Source organism: uncultured Algibacter sp. (assembly GCF_947495925.1).
GTDB lineage: Bacteria > Bacteroidota > Bacteroidia > Flavobacteriales > Flavobacteriaceae > Algibacter_E.
The window spans coordinates 185,034-203,236 of sequence record NZ_CANMAU010000002.1 but is presented as its reverse complement, the minus strand read 5'-3'; the positions used below and the strand labels follow the sequence as shown (position 1 = coordinate 203,236).

General features: G+C 33.4%; 18 protein-coding genes. 5 read left to right on the top strand and 13 right to left on the bottom strand.

What is annotated here, in order from left to right; translation table 11 throughout:
* The first annotated feature begins 286 nt into the window (after positions 1 to 286).
* Both Q0857_RS04220 and Q0857_RS04215 read left to right on the top strand, forming a co-directional pair.
* Positions 287 to 718 carry a TerB family tellurite resistance protein gene (locus tag Q0857_RS04220; RefSeq protein ID WP_298532513.1) on the top strand — a complete coding sequence of 144 codons (432 nt, stop codon included), beginning with the start codon at positions 287 to 289 and terminating at the stop codon, positions 716 to 718.
* 298 nt (positions 719 to 1,016) lie between these two features.
* Positions 1,017 to 2,735, top strand: coding sequence for a DUF5597 domain-containing protein (locus Q0857_RS04215; protein WP_298532511.1), 1,719 nt, complete (start codon positions 1,017 to 1,019; stop codon positions 2,733 to 2,735).
* Between the two features lie 24 nt (positions 2,736 to 2,759).
* Here the strand turns inward: Q0857_RS04215 and Q0857_RS04210 are convergent, their stop codons facing one another.
* The 9 genes from Q0857_RS04210 to metG all read right to left on the bottom strand — a co-directional run bounded on the left by Q0857_RS04210 (position 2,760) and on the right by metG (position 11,692).
* Positions 2,760 to 4,877: a Tex family protein gene (locus tag Q0857_RS04210; protein WP_298532509.1), complete on the bottom strand. Its 2,118-nt coding sequence runs from the start codon at positions 4,875 to 4,877 to the stop codon at positions 2,760 to 2,762.
* Between the two features lie 355 nt (positions 4,878 to 5,232).
* Complete coding sequence (locus Q0857_RS04205; RefSeq protein WP_298532507.1) at positions 5,233 to 5,751, bottom strand: ferritin; 519 nt, start codon at positions 5,749 to 5,751, stop codon at positions 5,233 to 5,235.
* A 114-nt stretch (positions 5,752 to 5,865) separates the two neighbouring features.
* Complete coding sequence (locus Q0857_RS04200) at positions 5,866 to 6,252, bottom strand: cupredoxin domain-containing protein (protein WP_298532505.1); 387 nt, start codon at positions 6,250 to 6,252, stop codon at positions 5,866 to 5,868.
* Positions 6,253 to 6,313: 61 nt separating this feature from the next.
* Positions 6,314 to 6,862, bottom strand: a complete 549-nt coding sequence (locus Q0857_RS04195) for a carboxymuconolactone decarboxylase family protein (RefSeq protein ID WP_298532503.1) — start codon at positions 6,860 to 6,862, stop codon at positions 6,314 to 6,316.
* A 109-nt stretch (positions 6,863 to 6,971) separates the two neighbouring features.
* Positions 6,972 to 7,148 carry a hypothetical protein gene (locus tag Q0857_RS04190; RefSeq protein WP_298532501.1) on the bottom strand — a complete coding sequence of 59 codons (177 nt, stop codon included), beginning with the start codon at positions 7,146 to 7,148 and terminating at the stop codon, positions 6,972 to 6,974.
* Between the two features lie 94 nt (positions 7,149 to 7,242).
* Positions 7,243 to 8,082, bottom strand: a complete 840-nt coding sequence (locus tag Q0857_RS04185; protein ID WP_298532499.1) for a helix-turn-helix domain-containing protein — start codon at positions 8,080 to 8,082, stop codon at positions 7,243 to 7,245.
* Positions 8,083 to 8,192: 110 nt separating this feature from the next.
* Positions 8,193 to 8,894, bottom strand: a complete 702-nt coding sequence (locus Q0857_RS04180) for an OmpA family protein (RefSeq protein ID WP_298532497.1) — start codon at positions 8,892 to 8,894, stop codon at positions 8,193 to 8,195.
* A gap of 37 nt (positions 8,895 to 8,931) precedes the next feature.
* Entirely contained in the window at positions 8,932 to 9,411 is a 480-nt protein-coding gene (locus tag Q0857_RS04175) for a lipocalin family protein (RefSeq protein WP_298532495.1), read from the bottom strand.
* 214 nt (positions 9,412 to 9,625) lie between these two features.
* Positions 9,626 to 11,692: a methionine--tRNA ligase gene (gene metG / locus Q0857_RS04170; protein ID WP_298532493.1), complete on the bottom strand. Its 2,067-nt coding sequence runs from the start codon at positions 11,690 to 11,692 to the stop codon at positions 9,626 to 9,628.
* A gap of 174 nt (positions 11,693 to 11,866) precedes the next feature.
* Here metG and Q0857_RS04165 point away from each other — a divergent pair, with 174 nt between their 5' ends.
* On the top strand, positions 11,867 to 12,886 hold the full coding sequence (locus Q0857_RS04165) for an LD-carboxypeptidase (protein ID WP_298532492.1): 1,020 nt from the start codon (positions 11,867 to 11,869) through the stop codon (positions 12,884 to 12,886).
* A 69-nt stretch (positions 12,887 to 12,955) separates the two neighbouring features.
* Here the strand turns inward: Q0857_RS04165 and Q0857_RS04160 are convergent, their stop codons facing one another.
* The 3 genes from Q0857_RS04160 to Q0857_RS04150 form a co-directional block, all read right to left on the bottom strand.
* Entirely contained in the window at positions 12,956 to 14,230 is a 1,275-nt protein-coding gene (locus tag Q0857_RS04160) for an APC family permease (RefSeq protein ID WP_298532490.1), read from the bottom strand.
* A 346-nt stretch (positions 14,231 to 14,576) separates the two neighbouring features.
* A complete protein-coding gene (locus Q0857_RS04155) occupies positions 14,577 to 15,029 on the bottom strand; it encodes a DUF1569 domain-containing protein (protein ID WP_298532488.1) in 453 nt (150 codons plus the stop codon).
* A gap of 98 nt (positions 15,030 to 15,127) precedes the next feature.
* The gene (locus Q0857_RS04150) at positions 15,128 to 15,682 is read right to left on the bottom strand and encodes a hypothetical protein (RefSeq protein WP_298532486.1); all 555 of its coding nucleotides are present in this window, start codon (positions 15,680 to 15,682) and stop codon (positions 15,128 to 15,130) included.
* 123 nt (positions 15,683 to 15,805) lie between these two features.
* Here Q0857_RS04150 and Q0857_RS04145 point away from each other — a divergent pair, with 123 nt between their 5' ends.
* Positions 15,806 to 16,663, top strand: coding sequence for a helix-turn-helix domain-containing protein (locus Q0857_RS04145; RefSeq protein ID WP_298532484.1), 858 nt, complete (start codon positions 15,806 to 15,808; stop codon positions 16,661 to 16,663).
* 132 nt (positions 16,664 to 16,795) lie between these two features.
* Here Q0857_RS04145 and Q0857_RS04140 read toward each other — a convergent pair whose 3' ends face one another.
* The gene (locus Q0857_RS04140) at positions 16,796 to 17,548 is read right to left on the bottom strand and encodes a TerB family tellurite resistance protein (protein ID WP_298532482.1); all 753 of its coding nucleotides are present in this window, start codon (positions 17,546 to 17,548) and stop codon (positions 16,796 to 16,798) included.
* Positions 17,549 to 17,668: 120 nt separating this feature from the next.
* On the opposite strand from Q0857_RS04140, the gene Q0857_RS04135 reads away from it, so the two are divergent.
* Positions 17,669 to 18,079: a BrxA/BrxB family bacilliredoxin gene (locus tag Q0857_RS04135; RefSeq protein WP_298532481.1), complete on the top strand. Its 411-nt coding sequence runs from the start codon at positions 17,669 to 17,671 to the stop codon at positions 18,077 to 18,079.
* Positions 18,080 to 18,203: the final 124 nt, after the last annotated feature.

Below are 18,203 nucleotides of genomic sequence, written 5' to 3'. Positions count from 1 at the left end.
ATTTTTAAGTTTAATTTATTAGGAACTTAATTATTCTTTTTTATTGCGAATTTATCTTAAGGTTTGTAGTAAGATCCATCGTTGTGAAAACGTATCATTTCTTAAAAGAAGAACCATTGTACAAGCAATTGACTTCATGAGATTCTGAAACAAGTTCAGCAAAGAAAAAGGATAACACAAAGCCTAGTCATAACTAGGTAAAGTACTGCCCAAAAAATAATAAGTGGAATACTATAAAAAATGAAAAAAATATGTACGTTTGTGTCAATATAAAAAGATAAAATATATGTCGTTTTCGAAATTATTTGATGGAGGTTTTAAGAAGCGAAATGAAAGCCATTTTGCGGCTATTGTACGTGTAGCTATGGATGATGGAGTTATTACCCCTGACGAACAAGCGTTTTTAGATCGATTAGCGCAAAATCTAAATATTGGTGAGGAAAAATATAAACAGATTTTAAAAGACTACAAATCTCACCCAATTAACCCGCCAGTATCTTATGATAAACGTTTGGAGCGTTTATACGATTTAGTAAGAATGGTGCATGTTGATAAAATTAAGGACGACTCTGAATTATCACTTTTGAAAAAGATTGCTGTTGGACTTGGTTTTCATGCTGTAAATGTAAAATATATTGTAGATAAGGCATTAACATTAGTAAGTAATGGTACTGATTTGGATGACTTTGTGGACCAAATAAAGAATATGAATAGATAAAAATATTAAAAATCTATAAGCTTCAAAGCGTTCAATTTCTTGGACGCTTTTTTTATGAAAAAAAGAAGGTTTTTTGACATTTTAAATTTGCTATAAGCAAAAGCATATGAAGCTAAAAACACTTTGAAAATGCCTATTCTAAAGAAGTTGCCTTCTCTAAAATTAGAAAGCATTAACACGTTCGGATCAATATTGCTAAAAAGTTGCGCTTCAACTTCCGCTGTCCAAGTAGTTCCAAATTATTATAACTCCATAAAGTTCATTAATTTTAACGAAACCTTTTTAATTTCCAATTGCTATGAACTTGCATCTATCTAGATTGTTACTAAAACTTGTCATCTTTTTCTCGATATTTATTTACAATCTATCAGCGGTTGCGCAATCATTACCTCACCTTAAAAGAACCAACAATAAAACTCAATTCATAGTAGATGGTAAACCTTTTTTAATGTTAGCAGGAGAATTATCAAATTCCGCGAGCGGTAGTGTGATGCATATGCTTAATGGAGAAAATCCAATTCCAAGAAAACAATATAAAATGCTGAATGGGAGTCTCGGGAACGACAGTAGTCTGAATATGGATTATAAAGGTTCTGTATGGCAACAAATGGTTGATTTAAATGTAAATACAGTTTTAGCTGCTATTTCATGGGAAATGATTGAACCCGAAGAAGGTAAATTCGATTTCTCTATGGTCGATGCCATGATTAAAGGGGCTAGAGAAAAAAATATTAAGCTTATACCGCTTTGGTTTGGGTCATGGAAAAACGGGATGTCTAGCTATGCTCCTCTGTGGGTAAAACAAAATTACAAACGATTTCCGAGAACAAAAATACAGGATGAAGGAAGTATTGAAGTTTTATCAACTTTTAGTGAAAACAACCTCAAGGCAGATGCCAAAGCGTTTACAGCTTTAATGAAACACATTAAGGAAGTTGATAGCGCCTATAGAACTGTAATTATGGTTCAAGTGGAAAACGAAGTAGGTATTCTTGGAGATTCTAGAGACCGATCGGAAATTGCTGAAATTGCTTTTAATAGTAATGTTCCTGAACAATTAATGCGCTATCTCGATAAAAACAAAGGTAAACTTATGCCGCAACTAGATGCATTGTGGTCTTCTAATGGATACAAAAAAAACGGAACATGGAGTGATGTTTTTGGTTCTAGTGCATGGACTGATCTGTTATTTATGTCTTGGCAATATGCCACCTATATGAACCATGTAACCCAAAAAGGTAAAACCGAATATAATTTACCCATGTTTGTTAATGCTTGGTTAGAATATTCTAGTAATCCTAACCCAGGAGAGTTTCCTACCGGTGGTCCGCTTCCTAGGGTGATGGATATCTGGAAAGCTGCTGCTCCAGATATTGATTTTATGAGTCCAGATATTTATGGTACAAATTTCACAGAATGGTGCGATCTGTATACAAGCCAAGGAGATCCGCTATTTATTCCTGAAACTTGGTGGAATAAACCAAAATATGTAAACTATATGTTGTACGCAATTGGCCATTATAATACGCTTGGTGTTGCACCTTTTGGAATAGATCGATTAAATCCAGAAGAATACCAACCCGTATCCGAAATGTATAAAGCAGTGAAGTTTTTAGCTCCTAAAATTCTGGAGTATCAAGGTGACAAAAATAAAATGAGAGCATTTCTAATTGATCGAGATAAACCTAGTACAGAATTTGAAATGGATAATTATTACGTAAAAGCTACGCTTTACAAAAGAAGAGGCGAGTATAAAGTAGATAATGCTCATGGTATAATCCTAAAAACTGGAACGAATGAATTTACGATACTAGGAGGAAATGCCGTTATAAGTTTTAGACCAAAAACACCAGATTTTAAAACTGGAATTGGCCCCGTTGATGAATACATTTGTTTAGACGATAAGTGGCAAAAAGGCAGAAGACTTGGGGGCGATGAAACCAATAGAGGTCAAGGTGTTTTTCTTCCCGTAGAAGGCTTAGGAATTCAAAAAGTTAGTGTTTATAATTACAAATAAAACTGTTTTCTTTTTCTTGAAAACTCATTTATGTAGCTTTAATTGAATACGCTTTCGCGGAACATCAACCTGCAAAACTTTCACAATAATTTGCTGATGTAAATGTACATGCTCATTCACATCTTTCACGAAATTATCCGATAAATTTGAAACATGAACCAATCCGCTTTCTTTAATACCAATATCCACAAAACAACCAAAATTGGTAATATTATTAACTATACCTGGAAGTAGCTGCCCCTCTCTTAAATTGCTAATCGTCTTAATGTTTTGATTAAATGTAAATACTTTGGCTTGTTCTCGAATGTCCAAACCTGGTTTTTCGAGTTCTTTTATGATGTCCTCAAGCGTTAGTAATCCAACTGAATCTGTACAATACGATTTTAAATTTAGCCTTTGAAGTAATTCTTTGTTTCCTATTAGGTCTTCAACCGACTTCCCCAAATCTTTTGCCATTTTTGTAATGATAGGGTAGCTTTCTGGATGAACAGCCGAATCATCCAATGGGTTTATAGCCTCTTTAATTCTTAAAAATGCAGCACCCTGTTCAAAAGCTTTCCCCCCTAATCGTGGTACGTTTCTGATTTCTCTTCTCGATGTAAAAACACCGTTTTCATTTCTGTAATTAAAAATATTCTCAGCTAGCTTTGGACCTATTCCTGACACGTAACTTAAAAGTGATTTACTTGCGGTATTGATATTAACCCCAACTGAGTTTACACAATTTTCTACTACCACATCCAATTCTTTTTGAAGTTTTGTTTGGTCTACGTCATGTTGATACTGTCCAACACCAATAGACTTTGCATTAATTTTTACGAGTTCTGCCAATGGGTCTTGTAATCGTCGTCCAATAGATACTGAACCACGAACTGTAACATCATAATTCGGAAATTCTTCTCGTGCTATTTTTGATGCCGAATAAATACTTGCTCCCGCTTCGCTTACCACAAAAACCTGAACGTCGTTTTTAAAATGTACTTTTCTTATTAGCGCTTCTGTTTCTCTTGATGCCGTTCCGTTTCCTATAGCAATAGCCTCAATTTTATAGGCATCGGCTAAAGAACTTATTTTTTTCATTGCGCCAACACTATCATTTTTTGGTGGATGCGGATAAATGGTTTCGTTATATTTTAATTTCCCTTGAGCATCTAAACATACCACTTTACAACCGGTTCTAAATCCTGGGTCTATAGCTAAAACACATTTTTCACCTAAAGGAGAACCTAGTAACAGTTGCCTGAGGTTTTTTGCAAAAACACGTATTGCAGATTCGTCTGCTTTATTTTTGGCAATATGCAAAGCTTCATTACTTAAGGATGGCAGTAAAAGTCGTTTATAAGCATCATTAATTGCTATTTTAATGTGTTCGGCACAAGCATTATCGCTTTTAATAATGCGCCGTTCCATATTGTCTAAAGCTCTATCGTTATCAATTTCAATTTTTACGCGAATAAACCCTTCTTTCTCTGCTCTTAAAATAGCCAAAAGTCGATGCGACGGAATTCTGCTAAGGGATTCTTCCCAATCAAAATAATCTCTAAATTTTTGAGCGTTTTCATCATCTACCTTCGTTTTTATTTTTTTGGTCGAAATTTTCGCAAAACGTTCTAATTGACCACGAATATTATTCCGAATGTCGGTACGCTCATTAATCCACTCTGCAATAATGTGTCTAGCGCCTTCCAAAGCTTCGTTAATAGAATTAATCTGGCCTTTTACATATGTATAGGCAATAGATTCAATATCATTTGCATTTTGAGACATCATGATTTTAGCCAAAGACTCTAATCCATCTTGCCTTGCCTTTTCCGCTTTTGTTTTTCGGCTTTTCTTAAAGGGCAAGTATATATCTTCTAACGATGTTAAATCTTGTGCTGATTCAATTTTTTGTTTTAACTCTTTAGAGAGAACACCTTGTTCTTCTAAAGCTTTTAAAATAGCTTTTTTACGTTTTTCTAAAGTTTCAAACCGTTCTTTAAACTTTACAATATCTCCTATTTGAACTTCATTCAAATTTCCGGTCCGCTCTTTTCTATATCTTGATATAAAAGGAATAGTGCAATCTTCATTAAGGAGCTGGATGGTACTTTTTATTGAATTTTCAGGAAGCTGTGTTTGCTGAACTATATATTTAATCATATTTGTTTTGACCTTCTAAATTTCACCAAATCTAATTAATTTCAGATTTATTTTAACTAAAAAGACCTGCTAGGTTTAAACTTAGCAGGTCTATATTTTATGTATATATGAAAGTAACTATGCCACCTTCTTAATCAAATCAAAACAAGGACATTTTTTGCAGCGCTTATTTTCTCCTTTTTTAAATTTTTTACAGCAACTCGACTTTACTTTATCAGGAAGATCAACTCCTAACTTTCGTAACTTCTTAATTGCTTTTTTTTGTTTTTTCTTGCCCACAAAAAATTATGATATTCAAATTTGTCGACAAAAATAAATTATTTTTATTAAATCTAAATAAGATTAAATGTTAAAATTATTCTGGAGCGTTTGTAGCTGCGGTTGTTACTGTAAGATTTTCAATATCCCGATCAAATAAATACAATCCGCCTTTGTCATCTCCAATCATATTAATCTTATCTAAAATGTTTCTTGCAACGGCTTCTTCTTCTATTTGCTCTGCCACATACCACTGTAAAAAGTTATGTGTAGCATAATCTTTTTCTTGAAGGCTTATATGTACTAATTCATTAATACTTTGTGATACAAATACTTCATGCTCAAACAATTTTTTAAACATTTCCTTAAAGGACTTAAACGTAACATTAGGCGCTTTTAATTCTGAAATTTGCGCATGCCCACCGCGCTCATTAACAAATTTTACCAATTTTAGCATGTGCTCACGTTCTTCATCGCTTTGCGCATACATAAAATTTGCAACACCTTCTAAACCTTTTACCTCTGCCCAGCATGCCATGGCCAAATATATTTGAGAAGATTCTGCTTCAATTTTTATTTGACTATTTAGTGCGTCCTGTATATTTTTCGATAACATATTATTCTGTTTTTTGTAAAGTTAAAGATTTCCAGAGCATCTTTTGGGGGAGTTCAATAAAAAAAGGTTATTCTTTTATAGAATAACCTTTTTTTATTGAACAACTTAAACGAACTACTCTACCGTTAAGGTATACTGTGGCGTTGGGTTTAATGGACAGAAATATACATACTCGCCTTTTGCTAATGTTGTAGCATTCGATTTTTGCGTTTCACCGTCTTTGGCAACAGCTGTAACATAGGCTGTTTTAATATGATTTTCTGCTTTACTGGCATCTTTACCTTTTTGCACTAATACTAAACCAACTTCTTTAGCTGCATGGTTGTTTGATACTTCAAACACATAGGTACCTTCACTTACTGTTAATGCTTTTTGAACAAATTCTCCTTTAGTTTGTTCTAAAGAAATCGTTTTTACACCTTTGTCCGTCATTTTATCCTGAGCATTAGAGTTTAATACGAATGCTAATGCGATTACTAAAATTGAAATTACTTTTTTCATTGTTTTACTTTTTTGTGAGCTTTTTGCTCGAATTATTGATTTGATTATTATATATTGATTTTTATACTGTTGCAACTTCCAATGGTTGCGCTATCGGAAAATCTACAGGTACTTGAGTTGTATTATGTATATAGTTAGAAATTGTTTTATCTCCTACCAAAGAAATTACATCTATTAAACTTCCTTTTGTATACCCTTCATTAAAAAAGTTTTCTAAAACATCTGCATCCGTTCTACCTCTATTTTCTGTAACGTTTTTCGCTAATCTTGCTAAGGCGTTCAATTTGCTATCAAATGAAGCTTCTCCCGCTCTTAATTCTAAAATTTGCTCTTCAGAAAAACCATTCATTTTTCCAATACCTGTATGTGCAGACAAGCAGTAAATACAGTTATTAACTTGACTTACAGCTAAGTTCACTACTTCTTTCTCTTTAGCTGACAAAGATGTTTTTGCATTCGCGAAATTTAAATAGTTCTCTAAAGCCGTATCGCTGTTTGCATACGTTGCATATAAGTTAGGAACGAAGCCTAAAGCTTTGTTTAAATTATCGAAAATAGCTTGATTATTTTCGCTTACTTGATCTCTTGTTGGTACATTAAATGTGCTCATAATTTTGTTTTATTTTGAATTTTATTGTTTGTAATTCTTGGTACAAAGGTGCAACCGTTATAATGGTTACACCATGTAGTTTATTCCTTTTAACTTGTCAATTTTTCCTTTACTGATTTAAACCTATCGCATCAGAAGCTACATATGGTCTTTCAGCATCACAATAGAAATCTGAAATATGATTTTGTTCGCAATGTGTTTTTGGTGTAATGGTATGTAACACCTCTTTTCTTTTTCCTCTAAATATTTCAATTAAATTGAATATTGATATGTGTTTTAAATCCATGACTTTGTTGTTTTAATTATACAATGCAAAGATGAATTAGAAAAGGATGCTATAAAATGGTAAGACTGCCTTAGGGCTTGTCAATTTTTCCCTATTATGTTTTTTTGAGCTGTTTTTTGAAGTCTGAAGGTGATAATGACGTATGTTTTTTGAATAATCTACTTAAGTGAGAGGCATCTTCAAACCCAACCTCATAAGCAATTTCTTTGGCGGTTTTATCCGTATAAATTAATAAGCGCTTTGCTTCAAGAATAATACGCTCATGAATAATTTGCAGCGGGCTCGTATTTAATTTAGCAAAGTTATTTGATAAGGTTTTAGGAGATTTAAATAGTTTATCGGCATAAAAAGATACGCTATGATCTGTCTTAAAATACGATTCTACTAACATATTAAACTCCCGAAGTAAATCTATTTTTGAGTTTTTAACCGTTTCAATAAAACCTTCTTTAGATTTTAGTAAACGTGTACTTATAATAATGAAACGCGCCATAAGCATACGTAACATTTCTGCTTGAATAGTATCTTCAGTTTCTAGTTCGTCCAAAAATACTTCATGAAGAATATGTAGTTTTCGGTTTTCTTTTTCATTCAATTCAATAATAGGAATATGTACGTTTCCAAAGAATAATAAGCCCGCACAACTTACTTCTTGATCATGATCTTTAATACAATAAAACTCACGGTTAAATTGATACACCACTAAATCTTTTCCTAAAATAAATTGAAAATATTGCACCACTGTTAATGCCAAAACACTATGAGGCTCAATAGTATATGGCATGCTATCAACTACAATTTCTGCTCTAGAATTAGTGGTTCTAATAAAAGTATATAACTCAGGTTGTTTTGACGTTTTATAGGGCTCAAGAAGTTCTTCATCTCCAATTTTGAGAATGGCATTGGTGGAAAACTCGGTAAATGTTTTTTGCATGTGGGGTTAGTCTTTAGGTTTAAAAAAACATTACAAACTTATTTAACCCTAAATAAAACAAAAAAGCCCTGTTTTAAAAACAAGGCTTTTTCCTATTTATTAATTAGATGTCATTCTCCCGCTTGTTTTTTTGCATCATTAATCATTTCGTCGTTAGGCAAAATAACAATATTTACACGTCTATTTTTTGAACGCCCAGCTTCAGTAGCATTATTAGCAATAGGTTGCTCTTCTCCGTACCATTTAGTTATTAATCTGGATGAATTGATCCCGTTTTGCTTTAAAAAACTTGATACTGAATTAGCCCTATTCTTTGAAAGTGTCATATTATATGATGCATCTCCGCTACTATCTGTATGCCCTACTACTAATATTTTAGTATCGGCATTTTCTTTAAAAATAGATACTAGTTTTAACAAGGTTGTTTGAGACGGATCGTTAATATTGTACTTGTTTGTTGCGAAATAAACACCGCTTCCATCTTCAAAAGTAACTACAATACCTTGATCAACACGTTCTACTTGAGCTCCTGGCACTTCTTCTTCTATTTGTTGCGCTTGCTTATCCATTTTATCACCAATAAGTACTCCTGCTCCTCCGCCTATTACACCACCTATTACAGCACCTAATGCAGCATTTCCTCCACCTATATTATTTCCAATGATCGCTCCTAAAAGAGCTCCCCCAGCAGCTCCAATAGCACCTCCTTTTTGTTTATTATTTGCATTTTGAACAGATTTACAATTTACCATGCTTAAGGCCATTATTAGAGTAAATACTATTATTGATGATTTTTTTATATGCGTTTTCATTATTATGATTTTAAGTTTAAAATACGATTCGTTCTTATTACTCAACGTTTATTTTAGAAAAATTCATTGTAATTACAAAAGGCTTTCCATCAACTGATGTTGTTTGCTGCCATTGCATATCTGATTCAGATAACGAAGCTAGTTTTAATCTAAAACCTTTATTCGTTTCAGATTTGCCTTTAGCATCGGTTGGCTTTAAAAGAAAATCATATAAACCTGTTGCTTCATCAATCTCAGCAATAGTAAATATGAAATAGCGATCCCCACTACTACAACCTACACCATTAATAGAATATGTCCCTGTATTATTGTTAGGTATAAACTTCCATGTACTTCCTTCAAAACACTCTTTATTTTCATCATTTAGCAGGGTTAATTTATAAGGTCCCTCTTCACTAAAAGTAATATTGGTAAGTGTCCAATCTCCTTTCATGACTTTTTTAGATGTTCTCACGCCTTTTGATCCACCGCAAGCCATAAGGCTCAAAGTGAATACTAACAGTACTATTTTTTTCATGGATATTTGATTTTTTAAGTTAGATAAATGTACTACATACTTATGACACTTACATTAATAAAATGTCACTTTTTGTACGTTAATTCTTTAACTTATTTACGAAAGGCAAAGTGCATCTGGATTATGAATTTAATAAAAAATTAAACTCATTATACTAACCCTTTAATCCAAAGCAAATTGTAATTATTTAAACCAGAGAAAACATCTCAAATCCTTAACTTATCTGCAGTCCATTCGCCACATTAGCATCATCAGGGTTTACAAATACCAAGTTGCCATCGGCGCTTTCAGTCATTAAAATCATGCCTTCACTTTCCACACCTCGTAAAGCTCTTGGTGCCAAGTTTACCAAAACCGTTACACGTTTGCCAACTACCTCCTCAGCTTTAAAACTCTCAGCAATTCCAGAAACAATAGTTCTCACATCAATTCCTGTATCAACTTTTAAAACTAAAAGCTTTTTAGCTTTTGGCATTTTTTCGGCTTCAATAATAGTCCCAACACGCAAATCTAGTTTGGTAAAATCATCAAAAGTTATGGTGTCTTTTTGAGGTTCTGTAACTTTATTAGCAGCTTCGTTTGCCTTCTTGCTCGCTTCTAATTTATCTAATTGCGTCTGAATTGTTGCATCTTCAATTTTTGAGAATAATAATTCTGCTTTTCCAATTTGGTGTTCTGCCGGAAGCAATTCTTTCTTAGTTGAAACCTCATTCCAAGACGTCTCCAATTCGCTTGAAGATATTTTTAGAATATTTTTCAATTTGGCAGATGTGAATGGCAAAAATGGTTCACTCAAGGTTGCTAGAGCAGAAGCTATTTGAAGCGCCACATACATAATGGTTTTAGTACGATCTTCATCTACCTTTATTACTTTCCAAGGTTCGGCATCTGCTAAATATTTATTCCCTAAACGCGCCAAATTCATGAGTTCTTGTCCAGCTTCCCTGAATCTATAACGTTCAATAGAACTTGCAATAACATCCGGATAGGCTTTTACAACAGCCAAAGCATCTAAATCTTCTTGAGAAAATGCACCTGGCGCAGGAACGATACCTTCGTAGTATTTATTGGTAAGAACTACTACGCGATTAATAAAGTTTCCAAATATGGCTACCAACTCATTATTGTTTCTAGCTTGAAAATCCTTCCAAGTAAAATCGTTATCCTTAGTTTCTGGTGCATTTGCTGTTAACACATAACGTAAAACATCCTGCTGACCAGGAAAATCCTTCAAATACTCCGGCAACCAAACAGCCCAGTTTTTTGAAGTTGATAATTTATTCCCTTCTAAGTTTAAAAACTCATTGGCTGGTACATTCTCCGGCAAAATATAAGACCCCTCTGCTTTCAGCATCGATGGGAAAATAATACAATGAAATACAATATTATCCTTCCCTATAAAATGCACCAATTTTGTGTCTTTATCTTTCCAGTACAACTCCCAATCTTTACCTTCTCGCTCCGCCCATTCTTTAGTAGATGAGATATAGCCAATAGGGGCATCAAACCAAACATAAAGTACTTTGCCTTCGCCACCTTCAACTGGAACTGGAATACCCCAATCTAAATCTCGGGTAACCGCACGTGGACGCAAACCATCATCAATCCAAGATTTTACTTGACCATATACATTGGGTTTCCAATCTTTTTTATGCCCTTCTAATATCCATTCTTTTAAAAACGCTTCATGCTTATCTAAAGGTAAAAACCAGTGCTTAGTCTTTTTTAAAGTGGGTACATTTCCTGTTATAGCAGATTTTGGACTTATTAAATCTGTGGCGTTATGACTGGTTCCGCAATTTTCACATTGGTCGCCATAACTTTCTTCATAACCACAGTTTGGACAAGCCCCAACCACAAAGCGATCAGCTAAAAACTGATTAGCTTCAGCATCGTACAACTGCTCTGTAGATTCTTCAATAAACTCTCCTTTTTCATATAAGGTTCTGAAAAAATCAGAAGCTGTATCATGATGAATAGGCGCTGTTGTTCTAGAATAATTGTCATAAGTAATCCCAAAATCTTCAAACGACTTTTTTATGATAGCATGATATTTATCAACGATATCTTGTGGAGAAACCCCTTCGTTTTTCGCTTTTATAGTAATTGGTACACCGTGTTCATCACTTCCTCCAATAAAGGCCACATCATTTCCTGTTAATCGCAAATAACGCACATAAATATCGGCAGGTACATAAACCCCTGCTAAATGGCCAATATGAATGGGGCCGTTGGTATAAGGCAATGCAGTTGTAATGGTATATCTTTTAGGCTTACTCATCAAATTCTATCTTTGTATTTTAACTTCATTACGAAAAAAGCACGACTACAGTAACCTCAATAATAGCAACTTAATTTTACAGGCTTCCGTGCTTCGCTCTGAATAACGCTTATTTTAAAGTCGTAAAAGTACACATTTTGAATCCTATTTAGAAAAAAAATGTACATTTACCTTATGTCAAAAACACTACTAACTTTAAGCCTATTTAGCGTTCTTTTTTTCTTCGGAAAGCAAAACGTTAACACACAAAATTCAGAGCTTCAAAAACATCATAAGACCTTGAAACAACCACCATATTTAAAAGCAGGAGACACAGTAGCTATAGTTGCGCCTTCAGGAATTTTAAAAAATAAAGCTGGAGAAATAGATCAGGCAAAAAAACTTTTAAAAAGTTGGGGGCTTTTCCCTGTTGTTGGCAAACATGTATTTAGCCAAGGAAATCATTTTGCTGGAACAGATGACGAACGTTGCGAAGATTTTCAAAAAATGCTCGATGATCCAAAAATTAAAGCTATTTGGTGTGCAAGAGGCGGATATGGCTCTGTGAGGATTTTAGACAAATTGAATTGGCAAAAATTCAAAAAAAAACCAAAATGGGTGATTGGGTATTCTGATATAACAGCCATCCACAACCAGATACACAATAAAGGTGTGGAAAGCTTGCATGCTATGATGTGTGTTAGTTTAACAAAAGATTTATCTGATATTGAAACTACAATTTCGACATTCAAAAACACTGTTTTCGGGCAACCACTCAAATACACTTTAACAGGCTCGACTTACAATAGAACAGGGCATAGTGAAGGGCAATTAGTTGGGGGAAACTTAACTATGCTTCACACCATGTTGGGTTCAAAATCTAGTATGGACACCAACGGAAAAATTCTTTTTATTGAAGAAATTGGAGAGTACAAATATCATATCGATCGTATGTTACAAAGTATGAAACGTGCTGGTTATTTTGACAACTGCAATGGTGTTATTGTAGGCGATATGACAAGACTTAGAAAAAACACAACACTTTGGGGAACTTCCATAGAACAACTTATTTTAGATGCCCTATCGGAGTATAATTTTCCTATTGCCTTTAATATGCCCGCAGGTCATGAAAAAGACAACAGGGCTTTAATTTTAGGAAGAATCGTTGAGTTAACCGTTGAAAAAAACAAAACTACTTTAGATTTTTCTGATTAACGCTTAAAGCATATTAAATACAAGTCCAAACCTTTGTGTTTAGTGCTTTTCGCCTATTCTTTATATATATTATTCGTCTCCGTTTTTTTTGTATATCCACTCTATTATAAAACATAGTCCAACGATTGACATTGCAATAATTACCCCAGTTTTATTAGTTGTCATTTGCTGGCTTACCAGAATACCAAGAGCTATCAAACAAAGCAAAAATCCTAAAAATGAAATAATTTTATTTCCTTTTATTTCATTACTTAATTTAAATCCTGTTAAGTTAACGATTGCAAAAATCAATAAGAAGCCTACACTTCCAGCAGTCGAAATACTTTCAAGTTTTAAAAGATTTGCAATGATTAAAGTAGCTATGGCTGTTATCATAAGCCCTATTGGTTGATTCCATAATTTACTCGTTAAATGGTGAGGGAGTTCATCATCTTCAGATATTTCATAACTTACCCTACTCCCTCCATAAAGTGAAGCATTTATAGCTGAGAATGTCGAAATTAACGCAGCTATTGTAATAATAGTAAATCCAACTTTTCCTAATATGGGTTTCGCAGCTTCAGCCAAAACATAATCTTCGGCTGTCGCTATTTCTTTAAAAGGTAGAGAGCCAACAGTAACAGTAGCAATAATAATGTAAAGCATAATCACAAAAATTACAGAATAGTAATAAGCTCTTGGGATATTTTTTGCTGGATTCTCAATATCAGGAGCTGCATTTGCAATTAACTCGAATCCCTCATAAGCAACAAAAATAACCATCCCTCCTGTTAATAGTTTTATTGGAGCTTCCCAATTGGCAATTGAAAGTTGTGAAAGGTTTGGGTTTCCAATTAATCCATAAATTCCGACAACAATAAACGAAAGAAGAATAACAAGCTTAATAATAACCGCATAAGATTCAATCATACCCACAACCTTTATACTGTAATAATTAATTGCAGTAGCTAAAATGATAATAAAGCTTGCATAAAAATGAAAATCGGTTGATTTGTCGATCATAGAAAGGAGGTTTGGCGCATAAGAACCAAATGCTGAAGCATATAATGAGAGCATAATAATATAACTAATCCAAAGTAAATTATTTATCCCTCCACTAAAAAGTGATTTTCCAAATCCTTGGTTTACAAATTTAACAGTTCCCCCTCTGTCTGGAAAGGTTATTGATAGTTTCACATAGCTATAAGACGTAATTAAAGCTAAAACTCCTGCAAATAAAAAGGCAATTGGCGTCCCGCCTTGAGCAAGTGAAACGGCTAACCCCAATACAGCAAAAATTCCGCCACCAACCATTCCGCCAATTCCAATGGCCATAGCTTCTTTAAGCCCTATTTTTTTAGTCATATAAGTTGATTTTTAATGGCAGCCAAGATTTTGTAATAAAGATTAGTAATAAGACTCCCTTACTAACGCCAAGCTTTTACTTATTTCTTTTTTTTGTCCTTGCCAATCTAAAAATACCCAAGAAAGTAAGGGCGTTCCAACAAGTAGCCTTAAAATTTGAATAAACCTATAGAAAATCCACATCAATTTGAGACGTCTTAAGTTTACTATTCACTAAATTTAAGTCATAATCGTAAAGAACAAAAGAGCTTAATAAAAATGTGGAAGATATCGCAAAAATTTTAAAAATGATAATTCAATAAATATCGTTAACATTCACGGAGTTGGTTATAATCTTGACAGTAATCTAAACACCAAACTGGCTTAAATGATGATCTAAATGTTTGTAAAACATATTATTCCATTCATTAATGCTTAAATCCCCAAATGAGTGCGATGCTCTACCGTCAAAATAATCAGCTCCTAAACTTTGCGTTTTCTTTAAATAATCTGTTAATCTTGCTTTTTCTTCAACAAAATTCTTAGCATCTGTAATCAAAAACTGTGGAGCTGTTCTACTATTCTTTTTATAAAGTTTATCATTTACAACGGTAGGTTTCACAAATAACTTCAACATGAACTTTGTAAAACTATTTGGCTTAGCATGTTTATCTTCATATGCCATTTCATAAGTTACGTTACAATGTGCCAACATTTGATCAACGCTCATTTTACCCCATAATGGCTTTGTGGTAGATTCAAGTTTATTTATCCTTTCTATAACGGCATCCGTTTCTTTTGAGTCAAAAATATTTTTCATACTTAAACATTAGTAAAGCCCTAATTTACAAAATATTTTAGGTTCTTCATGGGTAAGGTGTGACTCTAAAACCAATTTAATCTTCTACTAAGAATAAGCTAGCAATTATCTAACTTACTATGAACAATAACTTCAAACTCTATAGGGTCGGACGTAATATCTATGATGTTATAAGTTGATTTATTTATATGAATCTTGGAGAAAAAAATCTGTTTTTTGGTATTTGAATCTAGATTTAACATAAACTCAATTGGGCTGGCAATGTTATTAATAGTCAAGTTAGCTTTTACATAAATACTATTTGCGCTCGTTGCTCTAAATTCAATAAACTCAATTTTGGTTAGTGACGATTGCAACATATTTGTGGGTTCTTTGATTTTCAAATTCCAAATTAACACTTGTGTAAGTTCAACGTTCTTATTGTTGGATTTACTTAAATTAATTTGATAAGGACCAACAAGAGAGATACAATTAGACTCTACTTTTTGATCGCCTAAAAAAACTAAGGTCTCATAATGTTTATTATATTTAAACATATTAGAACCTGTCCATTTAAGGGCATTAGTAGAAGTGCTAATTTTTATTGCGTTTTGAGACTTTACAATAAATGTCACAGAAAGCATAATTCCGAAAAGTATTTTAATTTTTTTCATGTTGTAAAAAGTTTTGATTAAAATTAGAAAAGCAATGATCTATTGATGTGAAAAAAGTGTAAAACAAATGTGAAACGGATTTAAAAAGACCGATAATTCATTTTATTTGTGTTTTCTGTTATTATGAAGCTAAAAGCAATCCATATTATTTTTGCCACCATTATTTGCATGTTTTACGCTTGTGATACGACTCACTCGCAAGATTATTTCTCAGAAAAGGCAAAAGTTGCATTAAGAGATGTTGGACATAATTTACTATTGTTAAATAATGATTCGCATTCTCTAATTTTACCTATTAGCCAAATAGACCAAAATAAATTTGAGATTACTTTTGAAAACACCCTAGAGATCACACCAGACAGTCTAGTTAACACGATTAGCACCATTTTAAAGAACGCAAAACTCCCTAAACGTTATGTGGTAGAGGTATTAGATTGCAAGACCAAAGAGGTTTCTTATAGTTTTAAAATCTCAGGTATTCAAGAAGAAAGTATTGTTCCTTGTTCGGGACGAACCTTACCTAATAATTGCTACAAAATAAGCGTTTTATTCCTTGAAAACGAATCATTTTTTTATACGAATTCTCCCTATATTTTACTCACTTTAGTACTAATTGTTTTGAGCTTAGTAATAGGTTTTATTTATAAACATAGAATTCTAAAAAACTCAAAAAAAATAGAATCTCCATTTTTGAAAATTGGTGCATACAAATTTTTCAAAGAACAAAACAAAATTATAACAGATACCGTAGAAATAAATCTTTCAAAGAAAGAATGTGAGTTAATTGCAATTTTAAGCACCAATCAAAATAGGGTAGTGAAACGCGAAATTTTGGTAAAGGAAATATGGGAAGACCATGGTGTTTTTGTCGATAGAAGTTTAGATACGTTCATCTCAAAACTCCGTAAAAAATTCAAAGACGACCCAACAATTAACATAGTAAACATTCATGGGGTTGGCTATAAACTTGAAGTTAATTAACATGGGAAAACAAACCACTTGCTCAATGAGCTTTAGATGAAATTGTTGATGTCCATGAACGCTATAAAAAATTTGCTGTTTTAATCCAGCAGGAAGTCATTGATTTTATTGGCTCAAACTATAAAGCATGACTTAAAATCCACGCTCTTTCTGAATCTGTTCGTAAGCAGCTTGAACCTGTCTAAACTTCTCCTCAGCTCCTTTTTGATGCTCTTTTCCTAAATGCACTAATTTATCAGGATGGTACTTTTTAACCATTTTTCGGTAGGCCTTTTTTATATCATTAACAGATGCTCCTTTATCTACCTCTAAAACTTTATAAGCATTATCACTGCTGTTATAAAACATGGCCTTTATACTATCGTAATCCCTATGGTTTATTCCTAAATACCCCGATATACTATAAATTTGTTTAACCTCATCTTCAGTAACAATACCATCTGCCTTAGCTATACCAAATAAGAAATGTAATAACTGCAAACGTGAGGCATGATCCATCATTTGACGAATCTGCAAACATACTGGGCGCACAGAAATTTGTTGCTTATTGATATTCTTAAAAAGCTTGAAAGCATGATTTGCTCGCTCTTTACCATACATGTGCATAAATTGCTGGCGCACATAATCTAGCTCCCGCTGGTCTTGCTTACCGTCTGCCTTAATTACTACCGATGCTAAAATGAGCAAACTCACTTCAAAATCGCCAGACTGCGTTTGTGGTTTTTGCCTAGTGCGTCCTCCTCTATAAGGTTCATCTCCTTCAAAAACAGCAGTGCCATTTGTCACGGAGTCAATAAGACTTCCTATTGCAACTCCAATTATTGCCCCTATAGGGCCTCCAAAAGACCAACCTAAAGCACCACCAATCCATTTTGAAAAACTCATGTAAGTATAAATTTTGTTTATCGTCAAATATAATATTTGTTAGTTGATTGCATCACGGTTTTGTTACACAATTGGTATCTTTGCAATCTTAAAAAATGTTAATTATTAAAATTTAAAAATATGTATCCAGCAGAATTAGTAAAACCAATGCGTGAAGACTTAACAAAAGTTGGTTTTGAAGAATTACATACTGCCGAGGCTGTTGATGCTGCTTTAGCCAAATCAGGAACGACTTTAGTGGTTGTAAATTCAGTTTGTGGTTGTGCAGCTGCAAATGCACGCCCTGGGGCAAGAATGAGCCTAGATAATGCAAAAAAACCTGACAATATCGTTACTGTTTTTGCAGGTGTCGATAAAGAAGCTGTTGATGCTGCTCGTGGCCATATGGTTCCATTTCCTCCAAGTTCGCCTAGTATGGCACTTTTTAAAGATGGAGAATTAGTTCATATGCTTGAGCGTCATCACATTGAAGGACGTCCTGCAGAATTAATTGCAGAAAACCTTATTGATGCGTATAACGCAAATTGTTAAAAACCACATTTAAGATAAGAAATTAGTAAAAACTTATTTCGTAATATAACCCAAACCACGATAAAACTATCGTGGTTTTTTGATTTATTGCGCAACCTTTTGCCAGCATATTCATCTTAAAACT